The organism is Pseudoalteromonas sp. SG45-5 (assembly GCF_014164085.1).
Taxonomy (GTDB): domain Bacteria; phylum Pseudomonadota; class Gammaproteobacteria; order Enterobacterales; family Alteromonadaceae; genus Pseudoalteromonas; species Pseudoalteromonas aliena.
On the sequence record NZ_JACJEM010000021.1, the window covers coordinates 22,120 to 39,594 of the forward strand.

Consider the following 17,475-nt stretch of genomic DNA (forward strand, 5'->3'; position numbering starts at 1 on the left):
ATGCATCCCCTTTTAGAAAAAGCACTAAAAATCAAACAGCAACTAAATTGGTCGCTAATTTTTGGAGTAAGCTTTTTTCTAGTTGTAGTGATTGGTTTAGTGCAACTAACCACTGGTATTTCAGATTGGCTAGTTGAAAATAAAGATGCCCAAATTAAGCAGTTAACTGTGCAAGGACATCCAAAGTACACCGATGAAACCGCGATTATAAAAGCAATAAAAAAAGCGGATTTAAGTAGCTTTTTTGAACTCGATGTAAAGCATGTGCAACAACTTGTGCAAGATTTACCTTGGGTAGCTACTGTATCGGTACGAAAACAATGGCCCGATACAATACAAGTCTATGTAGTGGAACATGAAGTCGTCGCGCACTGGAACAGTGATTTATTACTGAATCAAAGTGGTGAAGCTTTTCAAGCTAGCAGTGATAAAATAAGTGCCGATTTACCGGAGTTGTTTGGACCAGAGGGTAGCGAACAAGAAGCATGGATTGCCTTTAAACAACTTGATGAGATGCTTAGAGTTAACTCTTTAACATTAAAAAGTTTAGCGTTATCGGAGCGTTTTTCGTGGCAGTTATGGTTAGATAACGGGGTGCGTTTAAATTTAGGGCGCAAAGATAAAGCTAAACGTGTACAGCGGTTTATAGATGTTTACCCGCGAATGAAACAACGTGAAGATGCACAAATAGACACAATCGATTTACGGTATGATACCGGCCTTGCAGTGAGTTATAAGCCAGTGCAAGAAGAACAATTACAAAATAAGAGTAAGGCATGACTAAGTCAGCAGAAAGAAACCTAGTAATAGGATTAGACGTTGGCACCTCGAAAGTGGTTGCTACGGTAGGTGAAATCACCGCAGATAACAAGCTCAGCATTGTTGGTGTGGGCAGCCAAGTATCTCATGGTATGGATAAAGGCGGTGTTAACGATTTAAACTTAGTGTCTGAGTCTATTCGCCGAGCTATAGACGAAGCTGAATTAATGGCTGATTGTCGTATTAGCTCTGTGTACTTGGGTATCTCTGGTAAACATATTCAATGCCAAAACGAAAGCGGCGTAGTGGCTATTAATAATACCGAAGTGACGGATGAAGACATTGAAAATGTTATTCATATCGCGCGTTCTGTACCTATTTCGGCTGAACGTAAAATGCTGCATGCTCTGCCGCAAGAGTACAGTATTGACATGCAAGAGGGTATTAAAAACCCATTGGGCATGAGTGGCGTTCGAATGGAAGCACGTGCACATATTATTACGTGTTCAAACGATATGGCTAAAAACATTGAAAAATGCGTACACCGTTGTGGCCTTGAAGTCGATCAACTTATTTTTACAGCATTAGCATCGTGTTATTCAGTGCTGACACCCGATGAAAAAGAGCTCGGTGTTGCTGTACTTGATATTGGTGGTGGTACAATGGATATCACTATTTATATTAATGGCGCGCTGCGTCATTCAGCGGTTATTCCTGTCGCCGGTAATCAAGTGACGGGTGATATTGCAAAAATATTTCGTACACCTATATCACATGCAGAGTCACTCAAAGTACAATATGCATGTGCAAGTAGCCAAATGGCAAGTAGCGAAGACACAATTGAAGTACCAAGCGTGGGCGGACGACCAGCAAGATTGATGTCGCGTCATACGTTATCAGAGGTTGTTGAACCTCGTTTTAGAGAATTATTTGAATTGGCGATGGAAGAAATTCGTCGTTCGGGTTTAGAAGACCAAATTGCGGCAGGCCTAGTTATAACAGGCGGAACTGCTAAAATGACTGGCGCAATGGAAGTGGCAGAAGACATTTTCCAAATGCCAGTAAGAATAGGCAAACCAATCGGGATAGTTGGTTTGACAGACTACGTAGATGATCCTTCGTACGCAACCGCTGTTGGTTTGTTACAATACGGCCGTACCATGCAATCGATGAATGCACAAAAGTCGAAAGCAGAGGATAACAATAATTGGTGGAACCGCATTGCAAAATGGTTTCAAGGCGAGTTTTAATGCTCAAGTCGGAGAGTAAACATGTTTGATATAATGGAACAACACAGCGAAGAAGCTGTCATAAAGGTAATTGGCGTGGGCGGTGGCGGCGGTAACGCTGTTGAGCACATGGTAAAACAACAGATTGAAGGCGTGCGCTTTATAGCGGCTAATACGGATGCACAAGCATTACGTAATTCATCTGCAGATATTACAGTACAATTGGGCACGCAAATAACCTCTGGGCTGGGTGCGGGCGCAAATCCTGATGTAGGCCGTCAATCGGCTGAAGAAGATGCTGATACCATTCGTGCTAGCCTTGAAGGCGCAGATATGGTCTTTATTGCAGCGGGTATGGGCGGTGGTACAGGTACTGGTGCAGCACCGGTAGTTGCTAAAATAGCGAAAGAGCTAGGTATTTTAACTGTTGCAGTCGTAACACGTCCTTTTGACTTTGAAGGCAAAAAGCGTGCAGCAGCTGCTGAGCAAGGTATTAATGAATTGTCAGAAATTGTAGATTCGCTTATTACAATTCCGAACAATAAATTACTTAAAGTTTTAGGAAAAGGGACTACACTTCTAGATGCCTTCGCTAAAGCAAATGACGTATTATTTGGCGCGGTTCAAGGTATTGCAGAGCTAATTACACGTTCTGGTTTAATTAACGTGGATTTCGCCGATGTAAGAACGGTAATGTCTGCAATGGGTACTGCTATGATGGGAACTGCATCTGCATCAGGCCCTGATCGTGCCCAAGAAGCAGCAGAAGCGGCTATTTCAAGCCCATTACTAGAAGACGTTGATTTAACCGGCGCTAAAGGTATCTTGGTTAATATTACCGCCGGTATGGACATTGCGATTGAAGAATTTGAAATTGTGGGTAATCACGTTAAAGCGCTTGCGTCAGAAAACGCAACGGTTGTTGTTGGTGCAGTTATTGACCCAGAAATGACAGATGAATTACGAGTAACAGTTGTTGCAACTGGCTTAGGAGGCGATCGTCGCCCGCAGTTTGGTATTGTAGATAACGGCTTTAAAAAAGCATCAGGTTCTGATGTTGCAAGTTCTTCAAACCAATCGAGCAGCATGTACGTACCAAGCTTTGCGAGTCAAGGCACAAGCACTGAAGAAAGTAGTACTGCTAATGCAAAAGTTGAGAGCAAAGAACAAGCGCCTTCTTCTAGCTCAAATAGCAATATGAGTTCTTCAACGCAAAGCAGTAAAAAAGCGGATAAATCAGAAGGCAGTGATTATTTTGATATCCCCGCTTTTTTACGTAAACAAGCTGATTAATAAAATAGTACTTTCGTTCGTAATTTGAACGAAAATTGGATTTTAGGCGTATTTATGTTAAAATCCGCCGTCTGAATGTAATTAATTTTAAGTGAGCGAACCTATGATTAAACAGCGTACGATTGCACAAGTAGTCAAAGCCATAGGAATTGGACTTCATAAAGGTGAGAAGGTCACAATAACTCTCCGACCTGCGAGCGCAAATACTGGGATTGTATTTCGCCGTGTAGACCTTGATCCGGTTGTTGATTTTGAAACAACACCTGAAGCCGTTGGTGATACGCAATTATGTACCTGTTTAATTAATAAAGATGGCGTTCGCTTATCGACTACTGAGCATCTTATTGCAGCAGTTGCTGCAATGGGGATTGATAATCTAATTGTTGAATTAGACAGCTCAGAAGTGCCGATTATGGATGGTAGTGCATTACCATTCATATACTTGTTACAAAAAGGTGGTATTGAAGAGCAAAATACGGCTAAACGCTTTATTCGAATCAAAGAAAAAGTACGTATTGAAGAAGATGGTAAGTGGGCTGAAGTTGAGCCGTATGATGGTTTTCATATCGACTTTGAAATTGCATTTAACCATCCAGCTATCAACGAAAGTCGCCAACGCATTGGTTTAGATATAACAACACAAAGCTTTATTGAAGAAATCAGTCGCGCGCGTACTTTTGGATTTATGAAAGACATTGAATACATGCATGCAAACAACCTAGCGCTAGGTGGTAGTATGGATAGTGCTGTGGTACTTGATGAATTCAAAGTTTTAAATCCTAACGGTTTACGTTATAGCGATGAGTTTGTTAAGCACAAGATATTAGACTGTGTTGGTGACATGTTTATGACAGGTCATAACCTTTTAGGTAAAGTAACCGCATTTAAATCGGGTCATGATTTAAATAATAAATTACTTCGTAAAATTATGGCTACAGAGTCAGCATGGGAGTGGGCAACATTTGAAACGCCTGTGACGATGCCTGCACCCGGTCTTGAGTTAGCTCCAGCCTAAAAACAGTAAAAGTACAGTTCGCAAACAGTTATAAAAAATGACGCTAATTAGCGTCATTTTTTTGCGTGAAATTCACTCTATTATAACTCTAAAAGAGCTTGTAACTGATTTAGATGAGTTACGGTATAGGTTGGCTTTATTCCGTCGGCTAATTGCTCACCAGGATGCTGTAACCAGCAAGTATCAATACCAGCATTGTTGCCGCCAAGTATGTCACTTGCTGCGGTATCACCTACCATAAGTATCTCGCTTTTATCTGGGTTACCCATTAGCTCAAATGTGTGCTCGAAAATAGCTTTATTCGGTTTTGCTATACCTACAAGTTCAGATATAACTAACCATTCAAACATATCTTTTAAGCCAGTATGTTCAAGTCGGACAGTTTGTAAACGCGCAAAACCATTAGTAATAATACCTAATTTAGCATTTAGTTTTAGCTTATTTAAGAGCTCAATAGCGCCTGGTAATGGTTCACAAATTTGTGCCATCGCATCTAAAAAAGCATCGTTTAGCTCTTTTGCTGGTACATTGAGCCTGGCAGCCCATTCATTAAAGCGTGTTACTTGTAAGTAATCTGCGCTAATAGTGCCATTTTGATAATCAACCCACAGTTGCTTATTGGTTTTTTGATAATGAATATAATCGTCTTGGCTAAAATCTACGTTGTAAGCTTTAAACATGCGAGTCATGCCCGCTAAAATATCAAACCTAAATAAGGTTTCGTCTGCATCAAACAATACATAGCTGTATTTCATTAAACTTCCTAATTAATTTGTTTGGCTGTAAAGATCGACGTGTAAAAAAGGCGCCATAGCTAAAGTGAGTGCTTGTGTATAGGTACTTTCACGGGTGGCATGGTTATTTGTTAGTAACCCTATAGCGCCTCCTTTTTGTTTAACATTGATAGTATTAAATGCCTTGTCCATTACGTCGCCAAGTTCTTCGCCATTAAGTAATGCGTTATAAAGCACTTGAGGCAAGGGGAGGTTGCTGCTGCGCCCTACAACTTGATTTAAGGTATTATCAATAACTACGTAAGCAAAGGTTGCTGCACCATAGCTAAATTGCTCTGCACCTCCTTCCATTGCCACGTAGTAGTGAGCTTGGTGATGTTCTTTGCAATAATTAACACGATTTTGTGCGCCAATACGTGTTTCGTCTTCGCCAATAGGTTGATCGGGCACATTGGATGGGGCATCAACACCTTGGCAATCAATTTCATGATCAGGGAAATACATTGCAAAAATATATTTAGCCGCGTTAATTTTTACAGGGTTTTTAGAACCCACAATAATTTTTAATGAGTACAACACAATGTCCCTTATTGTTACTAAAAATCAGCAGTGTACGTGAGAGAGCTCAATCTTAGAAGAGGAGTTAAATAGGTATATCCAGAGGTGCTAAGTTTTCCAGTGCACGCTTCTTCAAAATTATATCTTTAATGAGAGGGGTAAGTACCAGCTCCATTGCTAAACCCATTTTACCACCAGGCACCACAAGTGTATTGATACGGGACATAAAGCTGCCTTCGATCATGCGTAAATAATACGGAAAATCAACATCATCAATTCCTCTAAAGCGAATAACGACAAAGCTTTCATCAAGTGATGGAATATCTTTTGCGCTAAATGGGTTTGAGGTATCAACTGTTGGTACACGCTGAAAGTTTATATGCGTACGCGAAAATTGCGGAGTAATGTGATTAATATAGTCATCCATGCTACGCACAATAGACCCCATAACAGCTTCGCGAGAATGGCCACGTTCAGAAGTATCACGGATTAGCTTTTGAATCCATTCAAGGTTAATAATAGGTACCATACCTATTAATAAGTCGACATGTTTCGCTACATCTACATCCTGATCGACAACGCCACCATGTAAACCTTCGTAAAATAAAATATCAGTGTTTTGATCAAGATCTTGCCAAGGAGTGAACGTACCTGGTAATTGATTGTAGGGAACAGCCTCATCAAATGTGTGTAAATAGCGGCGTAATTTGCCTTGTCCAGTTTCGCCATAATTGCTAAATAATGCTTCTAGCGCGCTGAAGTCATTGGCTTCTCGGCCAAAGTAACTAATGTGTTTGCCTTCTTGTTGTGCTTCACGCACTTTTTTATCCATTTCAGGGCGAGTGTAACGATGAAAGCTATCTCCTTCGATAAAAGCAGCTTGAATATTTAGGCTACGAAAAATATGTTTAATTGCATTGGTTGTGGTGGTTGTACCCGCACCCGATGAACCAGTTATTGCAATAATAGGGTTTTTAGCTGACATGTTAATTCTCTTTTTTAGGACCCGATTTTATAACCAGACTAAACTTAACACTATTTTAAGTTGTTTGGATATTTTAAGCGTTGACTGACTCAGGCCAAGTGACGGCATCAGCGAATAACGTTATCATGAGGTGCTTAAAATTAAAACGAGAGAAAGCATGAAACTTATTAAACCATTACTAGGCTTCTTTTGCGTAAGTGTCCTGAGCCTAGGTATAGCACACGCTAGCATGCCAAAAAGCCAAATATTACTTGCTGATTTAAATACACCTTATGGCTTGCAAGTAACGATAGTGAGCGATAAAACAAGTTATAACAATCAGCCTTACTTAACCAGTACAGGTTTATATTTTACTCACGAGGTATTAGTTGGTGATAAAAGCCAAACTGATATTGCCTACTATGACTTAACAACTCAGCAGGTTAGCAATCTCACCAAGTCAGCTGTCAGCGAATATTCGCCAACATTGATGCCAGATAAAAGTAATTTATCAGCTATTGTAGTTGAAGCCGATGGTAAGCAAAAACTCTGGCAATATTCAGCTTTAAGTGAGGGGCCCGCAACACGAATTTTTGATTGGATAGAGCCCGTTGGTTATCATGCTTGGGGTATTAAGAATGATTTAGTGATGTTTATTTTAGGTGAGCCCCACACACTTCAATATACTTCAGTAGAGGCTGCTAAAGGTCAGGTTGTTGCAAGCAACATTGGCCGCACGCTTATTTATAATAACTCGACGGCTACATTTTTATTTAGTTACACTAAAAACGAACAACACATTTTAGCTAGCTTTAACCCTCAAAATAAACAGGTTGAAGACTTACTAAGGTTACCATCTCAAGTTCAAGATTTTATTTTAAAAGACGATGCAACGATTGCTTACGCTATTAAAAACCGTGTTTATCAGCGCAAGCTTAATGGCAGTAATGAAATATCGCAATGGCTTGATTTAAGCACTTACTGTAAAACGAATATAACAAGAATGAGTTATAACAATGAAAAGCTCGCTTTTGTATGTGATATAACGAAGTAAAGCAGACAAATAAATTCAGATTTTATTGTGTATGCGTTAATCTAATGCGTAAATTAACTAATAGGGATTACACGTGGCTTATAGTGCAGACGAGCTGACAGAGCAGCTTATTAAATTACAATGCAGAAGTAATTTTAAGATTAAAAATATTGCAGAATACATGTTAGTAAACTCTAAAGAAGCTTTTTATACTCATAGTGAAAGTGGCAAAGGTAAAATAGTAATTCGCCCTGCATTTGAAGTATTTAGCGATGATTTTAGTGATATTGATGGCGTAACACGTGCGCAAGGGTATTTTCATAGCAGCGAGATGACACGCTTCCCGACACGTATTTTTAAAAGCGCCCAACCTATTCACTACGGTGTGGCATTTAAAATAAACTCTGAGCAAGCAGCCAAAGATTTTATAGCCAAGCTTACAATGATTATTGGCAACTAATTTTATATAAAAAGTAAAAAGCCGCCGAATTTATATTCAGCGGCTTTTGTATTTTTATAGCTTAATCACTAAGAATTACTTACTTTTTAAGAAGCTATTAACCGACTCTAGTTCGCGAGTTTTAAGTGCGATACAGTCATTTGTGCTTTCTTCAAGTTTACTTAACGTACGTGCATAACCTGCTACATAGGCCACTTTTTTGTTAAAAAAGTCTTGTGTTTTAGCTAAGCTTTTTGCATTACAACTTGCGGTTGTAAAGTACGGTAAGTTAGGTACAAAGAACGGTGGCAAGCTTGTTGTTACTTTATCGTAATTGGCGTATATCCAGTCAATAAACAATGCTTGGCGTTCGTCTGTGTAACTTTGACCAGACAAAATAGTACGCATATCAGAGGCGGTTACTTCATCCGTTAAGCTGTAAGCTAAAACGGATTTTTGTAGCTCAGGGTTACCAAAAAAGCCCATTGCAGCAAGCATATTAGTGCGTACTTGTGGATCTTTTGTGGTTTTAAATGTCGTCATAAACTGATCAAGTAATGCTTTATCACCATGAAAAGCTGCCAGTCTTAAATAAGTGCCCGCTAAGTAAGGATCTACTTTTTGTGGGTTGTTTAAATACACTTGCGTTTGCTCTTTGGCTTTATTAATTATAACTTGATCTTCACCATCAAAACCTAAGCGTGATACAACCGCCGCACGAAGTTGTGCAATAGCACCATCTTCTCCAGCTTTTGCCTCTAAACCATATTTTTTAGCTGCAGGAGTAACTGCATCACGAATAAATGCAGGCCATAGGTCTTTATTGCTATCGTCTTTAAACGTACGTTGTTGCGATACTAAGTAACCTAATGCGGTATTTGCTACGCGAGGGTGGTTATCGCTTGCGAATACTTCAAGTGTTTGCATTAACTTAGCCGCAGATATAACACCAGCATCAAGTAGCGCGTCAGTGGCTGATAATAACGCCAAACGCTCGCGGTCAGTCAATACGCTTGCTGCATTATCGATAAGTGCGTTAAATTGCGTGTCATCCATTACCCAGCGGTAATAGCCTAGTGCACCTTGATCAGGATAAATCCATTCTGGTTCAAAGTCTAAATCTAGCGTTTGGCTTTGTTTATTAAGTAATACGTTTGCTGTTTTTACTTTATCGCCCGCGCCATATTTAATTGCAACAGGTACATTCCATAATTGTTCTGGGGCATCAACGCCTGCGTTTACAAAGCGGCTTTGTGAAATAGTTACTTTGCTACCTTGCTGAGTTACTTTAACTAGCGGGAAGGAGGACTGTTCAATAAACGATTTTAAAACACCCGCTACATCTTTATTTGATGCTTTACCTAGTGCTTGCCATAAGTCAGCCGCTTCTGCATTTTTGTAAGAGAATTCTTTCAAGTAGCTTTGAATCCCTTTTTGAAACGCGTCTTCGCCAATCCAGTTTTCAACCATCGCAAGTACTGAGCTACCTTTGCTGTAAGCAAGACCTAAACCGTCCATAATGTCGGCTTCAGTTTTTATTGGCTTACGAATAGGCTTAGTACTTAAACGCGCATCAAGTGCCATTACGTTGTTTTGTGGCAGGTCTAAGTGCGATTCAAACTCAGGGTTAAGCTGCTTAGTAATTTTGGCAGCCATCCAGCTAGCAAATGCTTCGTTTAACCATAAATCGTTCCACCATTTCATGGTGACTAAGTTACCGTACCATTGGTGAGCAAGTTCGTGAGCAATAATTGATACATTACGTTGTTTTTTACTGCGTGTTGCTGCAGCTAAATCAACTAATAAAATATCTTCTCGGTAGGTCACTAAGCCTGAATTTTCCATTGCACCAAATGGAAATTCTGGCACTGCAACAGAGTCTAATTTTTTATATACATAAGGAATGCCAAAGTATTCTTCAAGTGCGCTCAGTACTTTTGGCATGTTTTCTTTTGCGTATTGGGCTAAGTGAATTTTACCTTGCGGGGTAATTACACGACCAGGAATTGGCATACCTTTAATTTCTAATTCTTCAAACGGGCCAACAGCCATAGCGACTAAATATGAAGGAATTGGCGGCGTTTTATCAAAGTAGTGTGTGGTCATATCGCCATTAACGATTGCTTTAAGCTCAGGTGTGTTGGCATATACTTTTTGTGATGTAGGCGCAGTAATTGTTAACTGAAATGGGATTTTGTAGCTTGGCTCGTCAAATACAGGAAACGCACGACGCGCGTCGCTCATTTCAAATTGAGTAAATAAGTAAGGTGTACCTTGATCTAACGTTTTGTACAAGCCTACGCTTTGGCGATTATACGGCGCTGAAAAATCTACTTTAAGAGTGTATTTACCTGGTTGAATTTGTTCACCACAGCTAAATTTTACTTTACCTGTTTTAAGCATTTCATTGTTTAAATCACAGTTTTCATCACCAAGCAGTTGCGCCATTTTAACAGCGTAAGCTACGCCATTTAACTCAATGTATTTTGTTGGTTTTAGTACTTCTAGGGAAATCTCAGTCATCCCTGTAAATGTATCTTGGCTTGGGTCGAGTGTTAACGACACCTTTTGTGAACTTGGTTTTGCGAGTTTTTCGATAACGAATTCGTTAGCGTGTGCAGCATTCATTGCCAGTGCAACGCTCACTGTTAAAAGGCTTTTAAAAAACATAGTGATCCCTTGATTGTTGTTGTTAGAAACACCCAAATAAATTAGGCGCAAGGTATCCTATCAGTTTTTTTTCATTGAGTAATTTATTATACCAGCGCTATAGCGGGTAAATAGTAACAAAGTTTGTCAGTGACTTTCGCGTGTTATAAAGCGCTGCCAGCTTAAATTAGTATTAATGGTACGTAGTTGTTGAATAACAGTATTTAGCAAAGTGGTGTCGTTAAACGTATCGTGTTGATACTCGTTAAAGCCCATTAAATAATTAAAGGCATCTTTAGAGCTGGCTTGTAGGGCGTATATACGAACTTGCTGCTCAAAGTTAAGGCGCAGGCTGCTTATTGCTGTTTTCATACCGAGTTGATCTACGTTTGGGATATCACATTTTTGTAAGTAGCCAGCCCGCTCACCTTCACCTGAAAACCAAATACGTACTTTTTCGCTGTATCTGCCCGTTTTAGCCGGTAAATCGAACATTAACCTGTGGTGTTTTTGCGATTTAATAAACGCTATGTATTCATTAAAGCCTGCATTGATAAGTGCTTGATGTACAGGGACTAAGCGAGGTTTTATTTTTCCATGTGTATGAAAGTTAAAGCATAGAATTTTTTTTTCAACAGATAGATCGTCAAGTGTTAAGCAACCAATCTCATCGCTGTAAGCGCCACTATAGTAAGCAATTAAAGGCAGCCAAAAATGCCAATGTTTCGCTTGTTCGCGAGCAACCTTAAAATCACCGTATATATATCCATTATAAAGCGTGTGTAGTTCCATGGCGGAAAAAGGCCGGCGACCAAGATGGGTTTTCAACGTAATACCTTGAAAATAATGATGTGTTTTATCTTATACCCAACTAGCAGTTGATGCTAGTTGGGTTTACTCGCTTTAAAAATAAAGCGGGTAACGTATTATTCACTCAGTGCGCGAGCTAAGCCTGTTGGTTCAATTTCTGCGCATACTTGGTCATCATTCCAGTTAATGCCAACAAGTGCATTATCTTCATTTAAGTCTTCAACCCAAGCATCTAAAAATTCATCGAGATTGATCTCTACAGGGCTGTAGTCTTTCCACTCTTCTTTACATTGCGCTTTAGCTGCTGCTTCACTTTCCCAAAGTAGTAACACGTCAGTTTCGTCAAATTGATTAGAATCACATACTACAAAGCCATTATCTTCTGCACCAAGTGCCCAAATTACTTCGCTAACACGTACTTTTTCTACGAAGTTAACCAGTTGTGATTCAATTTCGATATCGCTCATGTGTTTACCTTTTTAAATTAGTGACGAGAATTAGTATCTATTGCCGCTTAGTGCTTGCTGTATTGCTTATTAAAAGCAATACGCTTTGGATGCTGACAAAAGTCAGTCCGCTCGCGAAAGCAAATCAAGTAGGTAGTATAAACTGATGTTGGGGTATTCACAGCTTTTAAATACTTGATCACATAAATCAGTATTTAAACAGTTTAATATTTGCTCAGTCGGTTCGTTTGTAAGTTAGAAAACGTATCGCTAATTTGATGCAATTAGCTTTGGCTGGCTTCTTGAAGCAAAAAGCGCACTATGGAGTTAGAGTTAATAAGCATGAACATAGCGTTGATTTAAATAGGTGTTTTTTTGGGAGAGGTACTTTAGGGCGTGTTGACCTTTCGTGATTGATTTTGCAGCTGACTGTTTTTTTTAGGCAAGACAGAGCCTATGTCGTGTGGTTATTCCCCATAAATAGGCGATAACGCAGCATAAATGCCAAACATGCGCTGCCCTCTGGGTTCTTTCTAGAGACAATTAACTCTTTGTTACTCGGTTTTTACTTAGCCCGCTAGGTTACAAACCTCGCGCCGCGATTAAATCGCCCCTAGATTGAACAAATTTCAATCCACAAAGGTCAACAGCTCCTAGTGCATGGGTATTTAATAAAAAAGCCGCACGAGCGGCTTTTAATAAATGGTATGTATCAAATTATTCTGAACGACTGGTTACTTCAAGCAAATGATAACCAAATTGTGTTTGCACTGGGCCTTGTACTTCATTAATTGGTGCAGAAAATACCACTTTATCAAATTCTGGTACCATCATACCGGGACCAAATTCACCAAGGGCACCGCCGTCTTGGCCTGAAGGACAATTAGAATGTGCTTTTGCTAACTCAGCAAAAGCTTCACCTTGCTCAATTTTTTCTTTTAAGTCTAAACATTGTGCTTCACTGTCTACTAGGATGTGTCGTGCGCTTGCCACTGTCATAAATTCTCCGCTTATATTTGGTGTTTTTTTAACCTAATGAAATGTCATTCTAGTTAGTTTCAACTAATTGTACCAGTATAAACTTATTTCTCAGAAAGCACAGTTTCAATTGCTGATATCATCGGCTCTGAATTTGGTAACATTTTACTATTAAAACGCAATATTTTTTTACGATCCGCAGACACGAGGTACTTATAAAAGTTCCAGTTAGGAGAGCTGGTTTGTGCGTTTAAGTGATTAAAAATTGGATTTGCGTTGCTGCCACGTACTTCACTGGTGGCAAACATAGGAAAAGTAACCCCATAGTTTATAAAGCAAACTTTAGCTGTGTCTTTTTCATCGTTTTCTTCTTGAAAAAAGTCATCAGAAGGAAACCCCAATACGACTAACCCTTGTTCTTTATATTGTTGGTATAGTGCTTCCAGATCTTTAAACTGAGGTGTGAAGCCACAATTACTTGCTGTGTTTACTATTAATAGCGGTTTATTTTTGAATTGACATAAATTGATAGATTCTTCAGAGCGCAGTTTACGAATATCGACATTAGTAAAATCCGTGCAGGTTTGTTCTGATTGCTCATTGCTATCGAAATTATTTTGAGCTTGCGCGGTAGCAGTTATAAATAAAATACTGAATCCTATAATTACTTTTTTTAACATAACGAACGCCTATATTTCCGATTGTTAGAGTTGATGATGATACGCTAATATAGAGAAAATTGATCAACCATGTAATGACTTATGACCACTCGTTTAGCAAATATTAATGATCTTAGCGACATTGTCGCCATTTATAACGAAACCATTGCTGGGCGGATGGTAACCGCCGATACAGAAAATGTAACTGTTGCAGAAAAGCGTGATTGGTTTAATAGTCATACCGCAGAACGGCCAATTTACGTTTACTGTGAAAACAACCAAGTATTGGCATGGTTAAGTTACAAATCATTTTACGGTCGTCCAGCCTACGATGGTACTGTTGAAATGAGTATTTACATTACCGCAAAAGCACAAGGTAAAGGGTTGGGGAAAAAATTAATGAATTTTGCACAAACCCAAGCTAAGCAATTAAATATTAAAGTATTACTGGGCTTCATTTTTAGCCATAACTTGCCAAGCGTTAAACTATTTAAGCATTTCAACTTTGCAGTGTGGGGAGAGCTTCCTAATGTTGCCATTATGGATGGGAAGCTATACAGCCTAATGATTTTTGGAAAACATTTGCAATAACTCACACCACAATATAGTTATTTTTTTCTTGTAAATATATATGGGAAAATGTGCTAACTAATTATTTTAGACTACGCTATTTATATATTAAGTTAATTAACTGTAAGTGTAGCTTGATGATTCGGAAAATATTAATCGTAGATAGCAGCAGCGTAATCGCTATGCGCGTAAAGGTACTTTTAGAATTAATTGGCTGTGAAGTCGAATTAATTCATTTTTCTATGCTAAAAATGTATACCAATGTGAGTTGCTACGACTTAATTGTCATAGCACACGGCGTACCTGTCACTGCAATAACATGTTTAGTTGAAAAAGTACCGCAAGAGCGTTTTATGCTTCTTGCTCCAAAAGCTGAAAGTGGCCAGCAGCTTACTACATTTAGTGAGCTCAATCATGTTGTGCCTAATGCAACAGTGGTTTACCCGTTTTTTTCAAACAAAGAAATTACGTCTTTATTAGAAAGTCTGTTAGAAATAGGCTCAAATCATATACTTCAATTACCAACCATTTTATTAGTGGACCATATACCTGAACGTCTCGAAAATATGAAAAACAGCTTAGTGGGCGCGCACATAAGAACATATACAGCCACTAACTTCGAAGAAGCGTTGGAAGTCGTTACAAATAGGGATTTAGATATACTTATTAGTGATTTTAGTTTGGGCGATACAACGGGACTTGAAATTTTTTCTAAGTTAAAAGTTGAACACCCCCGTTGCCGTTGCTTACTCTTTACCTCTCGCTCAGATCAAGTTTCGATGATAGAAGCAATTCGTCAAGGCGTTGAAGATGTGTTAATTAAACCACTTAATGATAATGTTCTTTTGCAGTCGGTACATAAATTATGGCAAACCGAGTTATTGCAAAGACACAATACTGAGCTCGTCGAAAGGCTCCAAGATACAGTAGATGCGCTTATTGAAAAAGACAGCTTACTGCAAGTTATTTATAAAAACACACCTGATGCGATTATGCTATTTGAGCGTGATGGTAACGTAATTGAAGCTAATAATTCGTGTTTAAAGTTATTTAATTTGACCTTTAATGAGCTTGAGAATAAGTCGGTTTTTAATTTTTTAGACTCAGACTCAAGCGCAATTATTAAAGATAAAATATCCACTTTGAACAGTAATCGGCAATTTAGTTGTGATCTATACTTATCAAAAACAGCGGGTGGGTGCATACCACTTGTGGGGTCATTTAATGAAATAGATCATCATGGCGAAATTGCACTTGCGGTAATATTTAAAAACGTCACACATTTAAAGCAAAAAGAAGAGCTGCTACTTGAAGCAAAAGATATTTTAGAAGAGCAAGTAAGAGCGCGTACTTCGCAGTTAGAGCATGCTAAAAATGTTGCTGAGGCCGCAAACTTAAGTAAATCAGAATTTTTAGCAAATATGTCACACGAACTACGCACCCCAATGCATTCAATTTTAAGCTTTGCGCGTTTTGGTTTAAATAAACTAGAAGCAGGTGATCTAGCAAAAGAAAAACTTTTAAAATATTTATCTCGTATTGAAAGTAGTGGAGAGCGATTGCTTTCTTTGCTTAATAATTTGCTCGACTTATCTAAACTTGATGTAGGGAAATTTCCTTTTAATCCTCAGTCAAATAATTTAGCCAATATTATTAAAATGAGTATTGATGATGTTGCAGGTACTGCAATGGAAAAGGAAATTGAAATTGTATTTATAGCTCAGCCTACAGCCGTTATTGCGCAGTGTGACGAAGAGCAAATAAATCAATTATTACGAAATGTATTAGGTAACGCACTAAAGTTTAGCGATCGGAAAAGTAAAATAACTGTCAGCTTAGAGTCAGACAATGGGTTTGCCATAATAGAAGTTATTGATGATGGCGTTGGTATACCAGAGGATGAACTTGAATATATTTTTACTAAATTTGTACAAAGCAGTAAAACAAATAGTGGTGCAGGTGGGACTGGTTTGGGGCTTGCTTTATGTAGAGAGTTTGTGTCCTTGCACCAAGGCAATATCAGAGCTCTTAATAACGAAAATGGTGGAGCAACGATTTGTATACAAGTTCCACTGAAGATCAAGCAAGATAAACACTCCGCAAATGAAGAGTTAGCACAGCAAAGTAGCTGAAATTGCTAGGCAAACACAATAACGTTCTAGAATTTGAATGGATAAAATATTATGGCTTTAACTAAAATTCTTGCAGTTGACGACGAACCTTTTAACCTAGAGATAATTGAAGAAATTTTAGAGTCTCTTGATTTTGAATTAAAAGTTGCCACGAGCGGCCCTGAATGCTTGGACATGGTTGAAGAATATATGCCACAAGTTATTTTACTTGATGTGAGTATGCCACAAATGAATGGCTACGAAGTGTGTAAAAATCTAAAATCTAATCCAAATACGGCACATATAATTGTTATGTTTGTATCTGCAAGGGGAACGGTTGAGGAGCGAATGGAAGGTTACTCTGTGGGCGCTGAGGATTATATAGTCAAGCCATTTGGGCATAATGAACTTAAGTCTAAATTAAATAATTTAAGCCAAGTTTTAAGGGAAAAAGAAAGCCTTGAGAAACAGGTTGAAGCGGCTACCTCAACAGCATTTAATGCAATGGCAAATAGTAGTGAAATGGGGCAAATAGTTAATTTTGTCGAAAATATAGGTTTTATAAATGATCCTCAAACGCTTGGTAAGGCTCTTGTAAGCTGCCTACAGTCATTTGACCTGCAGAGTAACGTTGAGTTTAGGTATGACAATAATATTGATCATTTTGCATTAAATGGAGTGTGCTCACCTATTGTTATTGAGTTATTTGAGATGCTTAAAAATAAAGGGCGATTACATGAGTTTTCACATCGAATTTTAGTGAATTATGAATTTATTAGTTTATTGATTTTAAATATGCCAGACCATGATCCCGATAAACATGGGCGTATTCGTGATCACGCTTGCTTTATTGTCAGTGTTACTGAGCAGCAATTGCGTGCGATATTAACTAAACAAATGCTTGAATCTCAGCAAGAAAAACTAAATTCGGTGGCAAGTGCCGTGCATAGTAAGTTTCATGGCTTAATTAGTTTGCTAAATGATAATCGTAAAAATAATGAAAAAGTGTTTAAACAGCTACAAGAAGATCTAGAAGTAAGGATCCCAACTATGGGATTAGATGAAGATCAAGAAATATTCATCTATAAAAAAGTAGATGAAACAATTCAAAAATCAATTGCGAGGGAAGAGTCTGTTCAGCAAGTTAAAGCCGCTTTTGCCGAAATAGAGCAAGATCTGTCATTACTTTTGAAAAACTAACTACTTCGCAATATAAAGGTTTACTCAA

Annotated in this window: 17 protein-coding genes; 9 read left to right on the forward strand and 8 right to left on the reverse strand. The window is 38.5% G+C overall.

What is annotated here, in order from left to right; all coding sequences use genetic code 11:
* The 4 genes from H5119_RS08685 to lpxC all read left to right on the forward strand — a co-directional run bounded on the left by H5119_RS08685 (nt 1) and on the right by lpxC (nt 4,296).
* On the forward strand, nt 1–780 hold the full coding sequence (locus H5119_RS08685) for a cell division protein FtsQ/DivIB (RefSeq protein ID WP_182701933.1): 780 nt from the start codon (nt 1–3) through the stop codon (nt 778–780).
* Nucleotides 777–2,009 (forward strand): cell division protein FtsA, encoded by a 1,233-nt coding sequence (ftsA, locus tag H5119_RS08690; RefSeq protein ID WP_077535968.1) that lies wholly within the window; start codon nt 777–779, stop codon nt 2,007–2,009. The genes H5119_RS08685 and ftsA overlap by 4 nt, the downstream gene beginning before the upstream one ends.
* 21 nt (nt 2,010–2,030) lie before the next feature.
* Nucleotides 2,031–3,281 (forward strand): cell division protein FtsZ, encoded by a 1,251-nt coding sequence (ftsZ, locus tag H5119_RS08695; protein WP_182701934.1) that lies wholly within the window; start codon nt 2,031–2,033, stop codon nt 3,279–3,281.
* A gap of 103 nt (nt 3,282–3,384) precedes the next feature.
* Entirely contained in the window at nt 3,385–4,296 is a 912-nt protein-coding gene (lpxC, locus tag H5119_RS08700; protein WP_138584671.1) for a UDP-3-O-acyl-N-acetylglucosamine deacetylase, read from the forward strand.
* A gap of 80 nt (nt 4,297–4,376) precedes the next feature.
* On the opposite strand, the gene yjjG is transcribed toward lpxC, so the two are convergent.
* The 3 genes from yjjG to H5119_RS08715 form a co-directional block, all read right to left on the reverse strand.
* Nucleotides 4,377–5,051, reverse strand: coding sequence for a pyrimidine 5'-nucleotidase (yjjG, locus tag H5119_RS08705; protein ID WP_182701935.1), 675 nt, complete (start codon nt 5,049–5,051; stop codon nt 4,377–4,379).
* Between the two features lie 12 nt (nt 5,052–5,063).
* Nucleotides 5,064–5,609 (reverse strand): inosine/xanthosine triphosphatase, encoded by a 546-nt coding sequence (gene yjjX, locus H5119_RS08710; RefSeq protein WP_182701936.1) that lies wholly within the window; start codon nt 5,607–5,609, stop codon nt 5,064–5,066.
* A 64-nt stretch (nt 5,610–5,673) separates the two neighbouring features.
* Nucleotides 5,674–6,573, reverse strand: coding sequence for a phosphoribulokinase (locus tag H5119_RS08715; RefSeq protein WP_182701937.1), 900 nt, complete (start codon nt 6,571–6,573; stop codon nt 5,674–5,676).
* 157 nt (nt 6,574–6,730) lie between these two features.
* Here H5119_RS08715 and H5119_RS08720 point away from each other — a divergent pair, with 157 nt between their 5' ends.
* Nucleotides 6,731–7,606: a hypothetical protein gene (locus tag H5119_RS08720; RefSeq protein WP_182701938.1), complete on the forward strand. Its 876-nt coding sequence runs from the start codon at nt 6,731–6,733 to the stop codon at nt 7,604–7,606.
* 73 nt (nt 7,607–7,679) lie between these two features.
* Nucleotides 7,680–8,045, forward strand: a complete 366-nt coding sequence (locus H5119_RS08725) for a hypothetical protein (protein ID WP_007579906.1) — start codon at nt 7,680–7,682, stop codon at nt 8,043–8,045.
* Between the two features lie 75 nt (nt 8,046–8,120).
* On the opposite strand, the gene H5119_RS08730 is transcribed toward H5119_RS08725, so the two are convergent.
* From H5119_RS08730 to H5119_RS08750, 5 genes are all read right to left on the reverse strand, one after another.
* Nucleotides 8,121–10,694: a M1 family metallopeptidase gene (locus H5119_RS08730; protein WP_182701939.1), complete on the reverse strand. Its 2,574-nt coding sequence runs from the start codon at nt 10,692–10,694 to the stop codon at nt 8,121–8,123.
* A gap of 126 nt (nt 10,695–10,820) precedes the next feature.
* Complete coding sequence (locus H5119_RS08735) at nt 10,821–11,501, reverse strand: hypothetical protein (RefSeq protein WP_182701940.1); 681 nt, start codon at nt 11,499–11,501, stop codon at nt 10,821–10,823.
* A 98-nt stretch (nt 11,502–11,599) separates the two neighbouring features.
* Nucleotides 11,600–11,950 carry a DUF2750 domain-containing protein gene (locus tag H5119_RS08740; RefSeq protein WP_007579911.1) on the reverse strand — a complete coding sequence of 117 codons (351 nt, stop codon included), beginning with the start codon at nt 11,948–11,950 and terminating at the stop codon, nt 11,600–11,602.
* A 696-nt stretch (nt 11,951–12,646) separates the two neighbouring features.
* Nucleotides 12,647–12,928, reverse strand: a complete 282-nt coding sequence (locus H5119_RS08745) for a peptidylprolyl isomerase (RefSeq protein WP_077535960.1) — start codon at nt 12,926–12,928, stop codon at nt 12,647–12,649.
* 83 nt (nt 12,929–13,011) lie between these two features.
* Complete coding sequence (locus H5119_RS08750; protein ID WP_182701941.1) at nt 13,012–13,587, reverse strand: glutathione peroxidase; 576 nt, start codon at nt 13,585–13,587, stop codon at nt 13,012–13,014.
* 81 nt (nt 13,588–13,668) lie between these two features.
* On the opposite strand from H5119_RS08750, the gene H5119_RS08755 reads away from it, so the two are divergent.
* From H5119_RS08755 to H5119_RS08765, 3 genes are all read left to right on the forward strand, one after another.
* On the forward strand, nt 13,669–14,157 hold the full coding sequence (locus H5119_RS08755) for a GNAT family N-acetyltransferase (protein WP_182701942.1): 489 nt from the start codon (nt 13,669–13,671) through the stop codon (nt 14,155–14,157).
* 116 nt (nt 14,158–14,273) lie between these two features.
* Nucleotides 14,274–16,268 carry an ATP-binding protein gene (locus tag H5119_RS08760; RefSeq protein WP_138586085.1) on the forward strand — a complete coding sequence of 665 codons (1,995 nt, stop codon included), beginning with the start codon at nt 14,274–14,276 and terminating at the stop codon, nt 16,266–16,268.
* Between the two features lie 51 nt (nt 16,269–16,319).
* On the forward strand, nt 16,320–17,447 hold the full coding sequence (locus H5119_RS08765; protein WP_182701943.1) for a PleD family two-component system response regulator: 1,128 nt from the start codon (nt 16,320–16,322) through the stop codon (nt 17,445–17,447).
* Nucleotides 17,448–17,475 lie beyond the last annotated feature (28 nt).

Excerpts from the sequence above, each read along its gene's own strand:
- yjjG (WP_182701935.1), bottom strand. The coding sequence starts at position 5,051 with ATGAAATACAGCTATGTATTGTTTGATGCAGACGAAACCTTATTTAGG.
- ftsA (WP_077535968.1), top strand. The coding sequence starts at position 777 with ATGACTAAGTCAGCAGAAAGAAACCTAGTAATAGGATTAGACGTTGGC.
- H5119_RS08745 (WP_077535960.1), bottom strand. The coding sequence starts at position 12,928 with ATGACAGTGGCAAGCGCACGACACATCCTAGTAGACAGTGAAGCACAA.
- H5119_RS08730 (WP_182701939.1), bottom strand. The coding sequence starts at position 10,694 with ATGTTTTTTAAAAGCCTTTTAACAGTGAGCGTTGCACTGGCAATGAAT.
- H5119_RS08760 (WP_138586085.1), top strand. The coding sequence starts at position 14,274 with ATGATTCGGAAAATATTAATCGTAGATAGCAGCAGCGTAATCGCTATG.
- lpxC (WP_138584671.1), top strand. The coding sequence starts at position 3,385 with ATGATTAAACAGCGTACGATTGCACAAGTAGTCAAAGCCATAGGAATT.
- H5119_RS08720 (WP_182701938.1), top strand. The coding sequence starts at position 6,731 with ATGAAACTTATTAAACCATTACTAGGCTTCTTTTGCGTAAGTGTCCTG.
- H5119_RS08755 (WP_182701942.1), top strand. The coding sequence starts at position 13,669 with ATGACCACTCGTTTAGCAAATATTAATGATCTTAGCGACATTGTCGCC.
- H5119_RS08765 (WP_182701943.1), top strand. The coding sequence starts at position 16,320 with ATGGCTTTAACTAAAATTCTTGCAGTTGACGACGAACCTTTTAACCTA.
- H5119_RS08750 (WP_182701941.1), bottom strand. The coding sequence starts at position 13,587 with ATGTTAAAAAAAGTAATTATAGGATTCAGTATTTTATTTATAACTGCT.
- ftsZ (WP_182701934.1), top strand. The coding sequence starts at position 2,031 with ATGTTTGATATAATGGAACAACACAGCGAAGAAGCTGTCATAAAGGTA.
- H5119_RS08715 (WP_182701937.1), bottom strand. The coding sequence starts at position 6,573 with ATGTCAGCTAAAAACCCTATTATTGCAATAACTGGTTCATCGGGTGCG.
- H5119_RS08685 (WP_182701933.1), top strand. The coding sequence starts at position 1 with ATGCATCCCCTTTTAGAAAAAGCACTAAAAATCAAACAGCAACTAAAT.
- H5119_RS08740 (WP_007579911.1), bottom strand. The coding sequence starts at position 11,950 with ATGAGCGATATCGAAATTGAATCACAACTGGTTAACTTCGTAGAAAAA.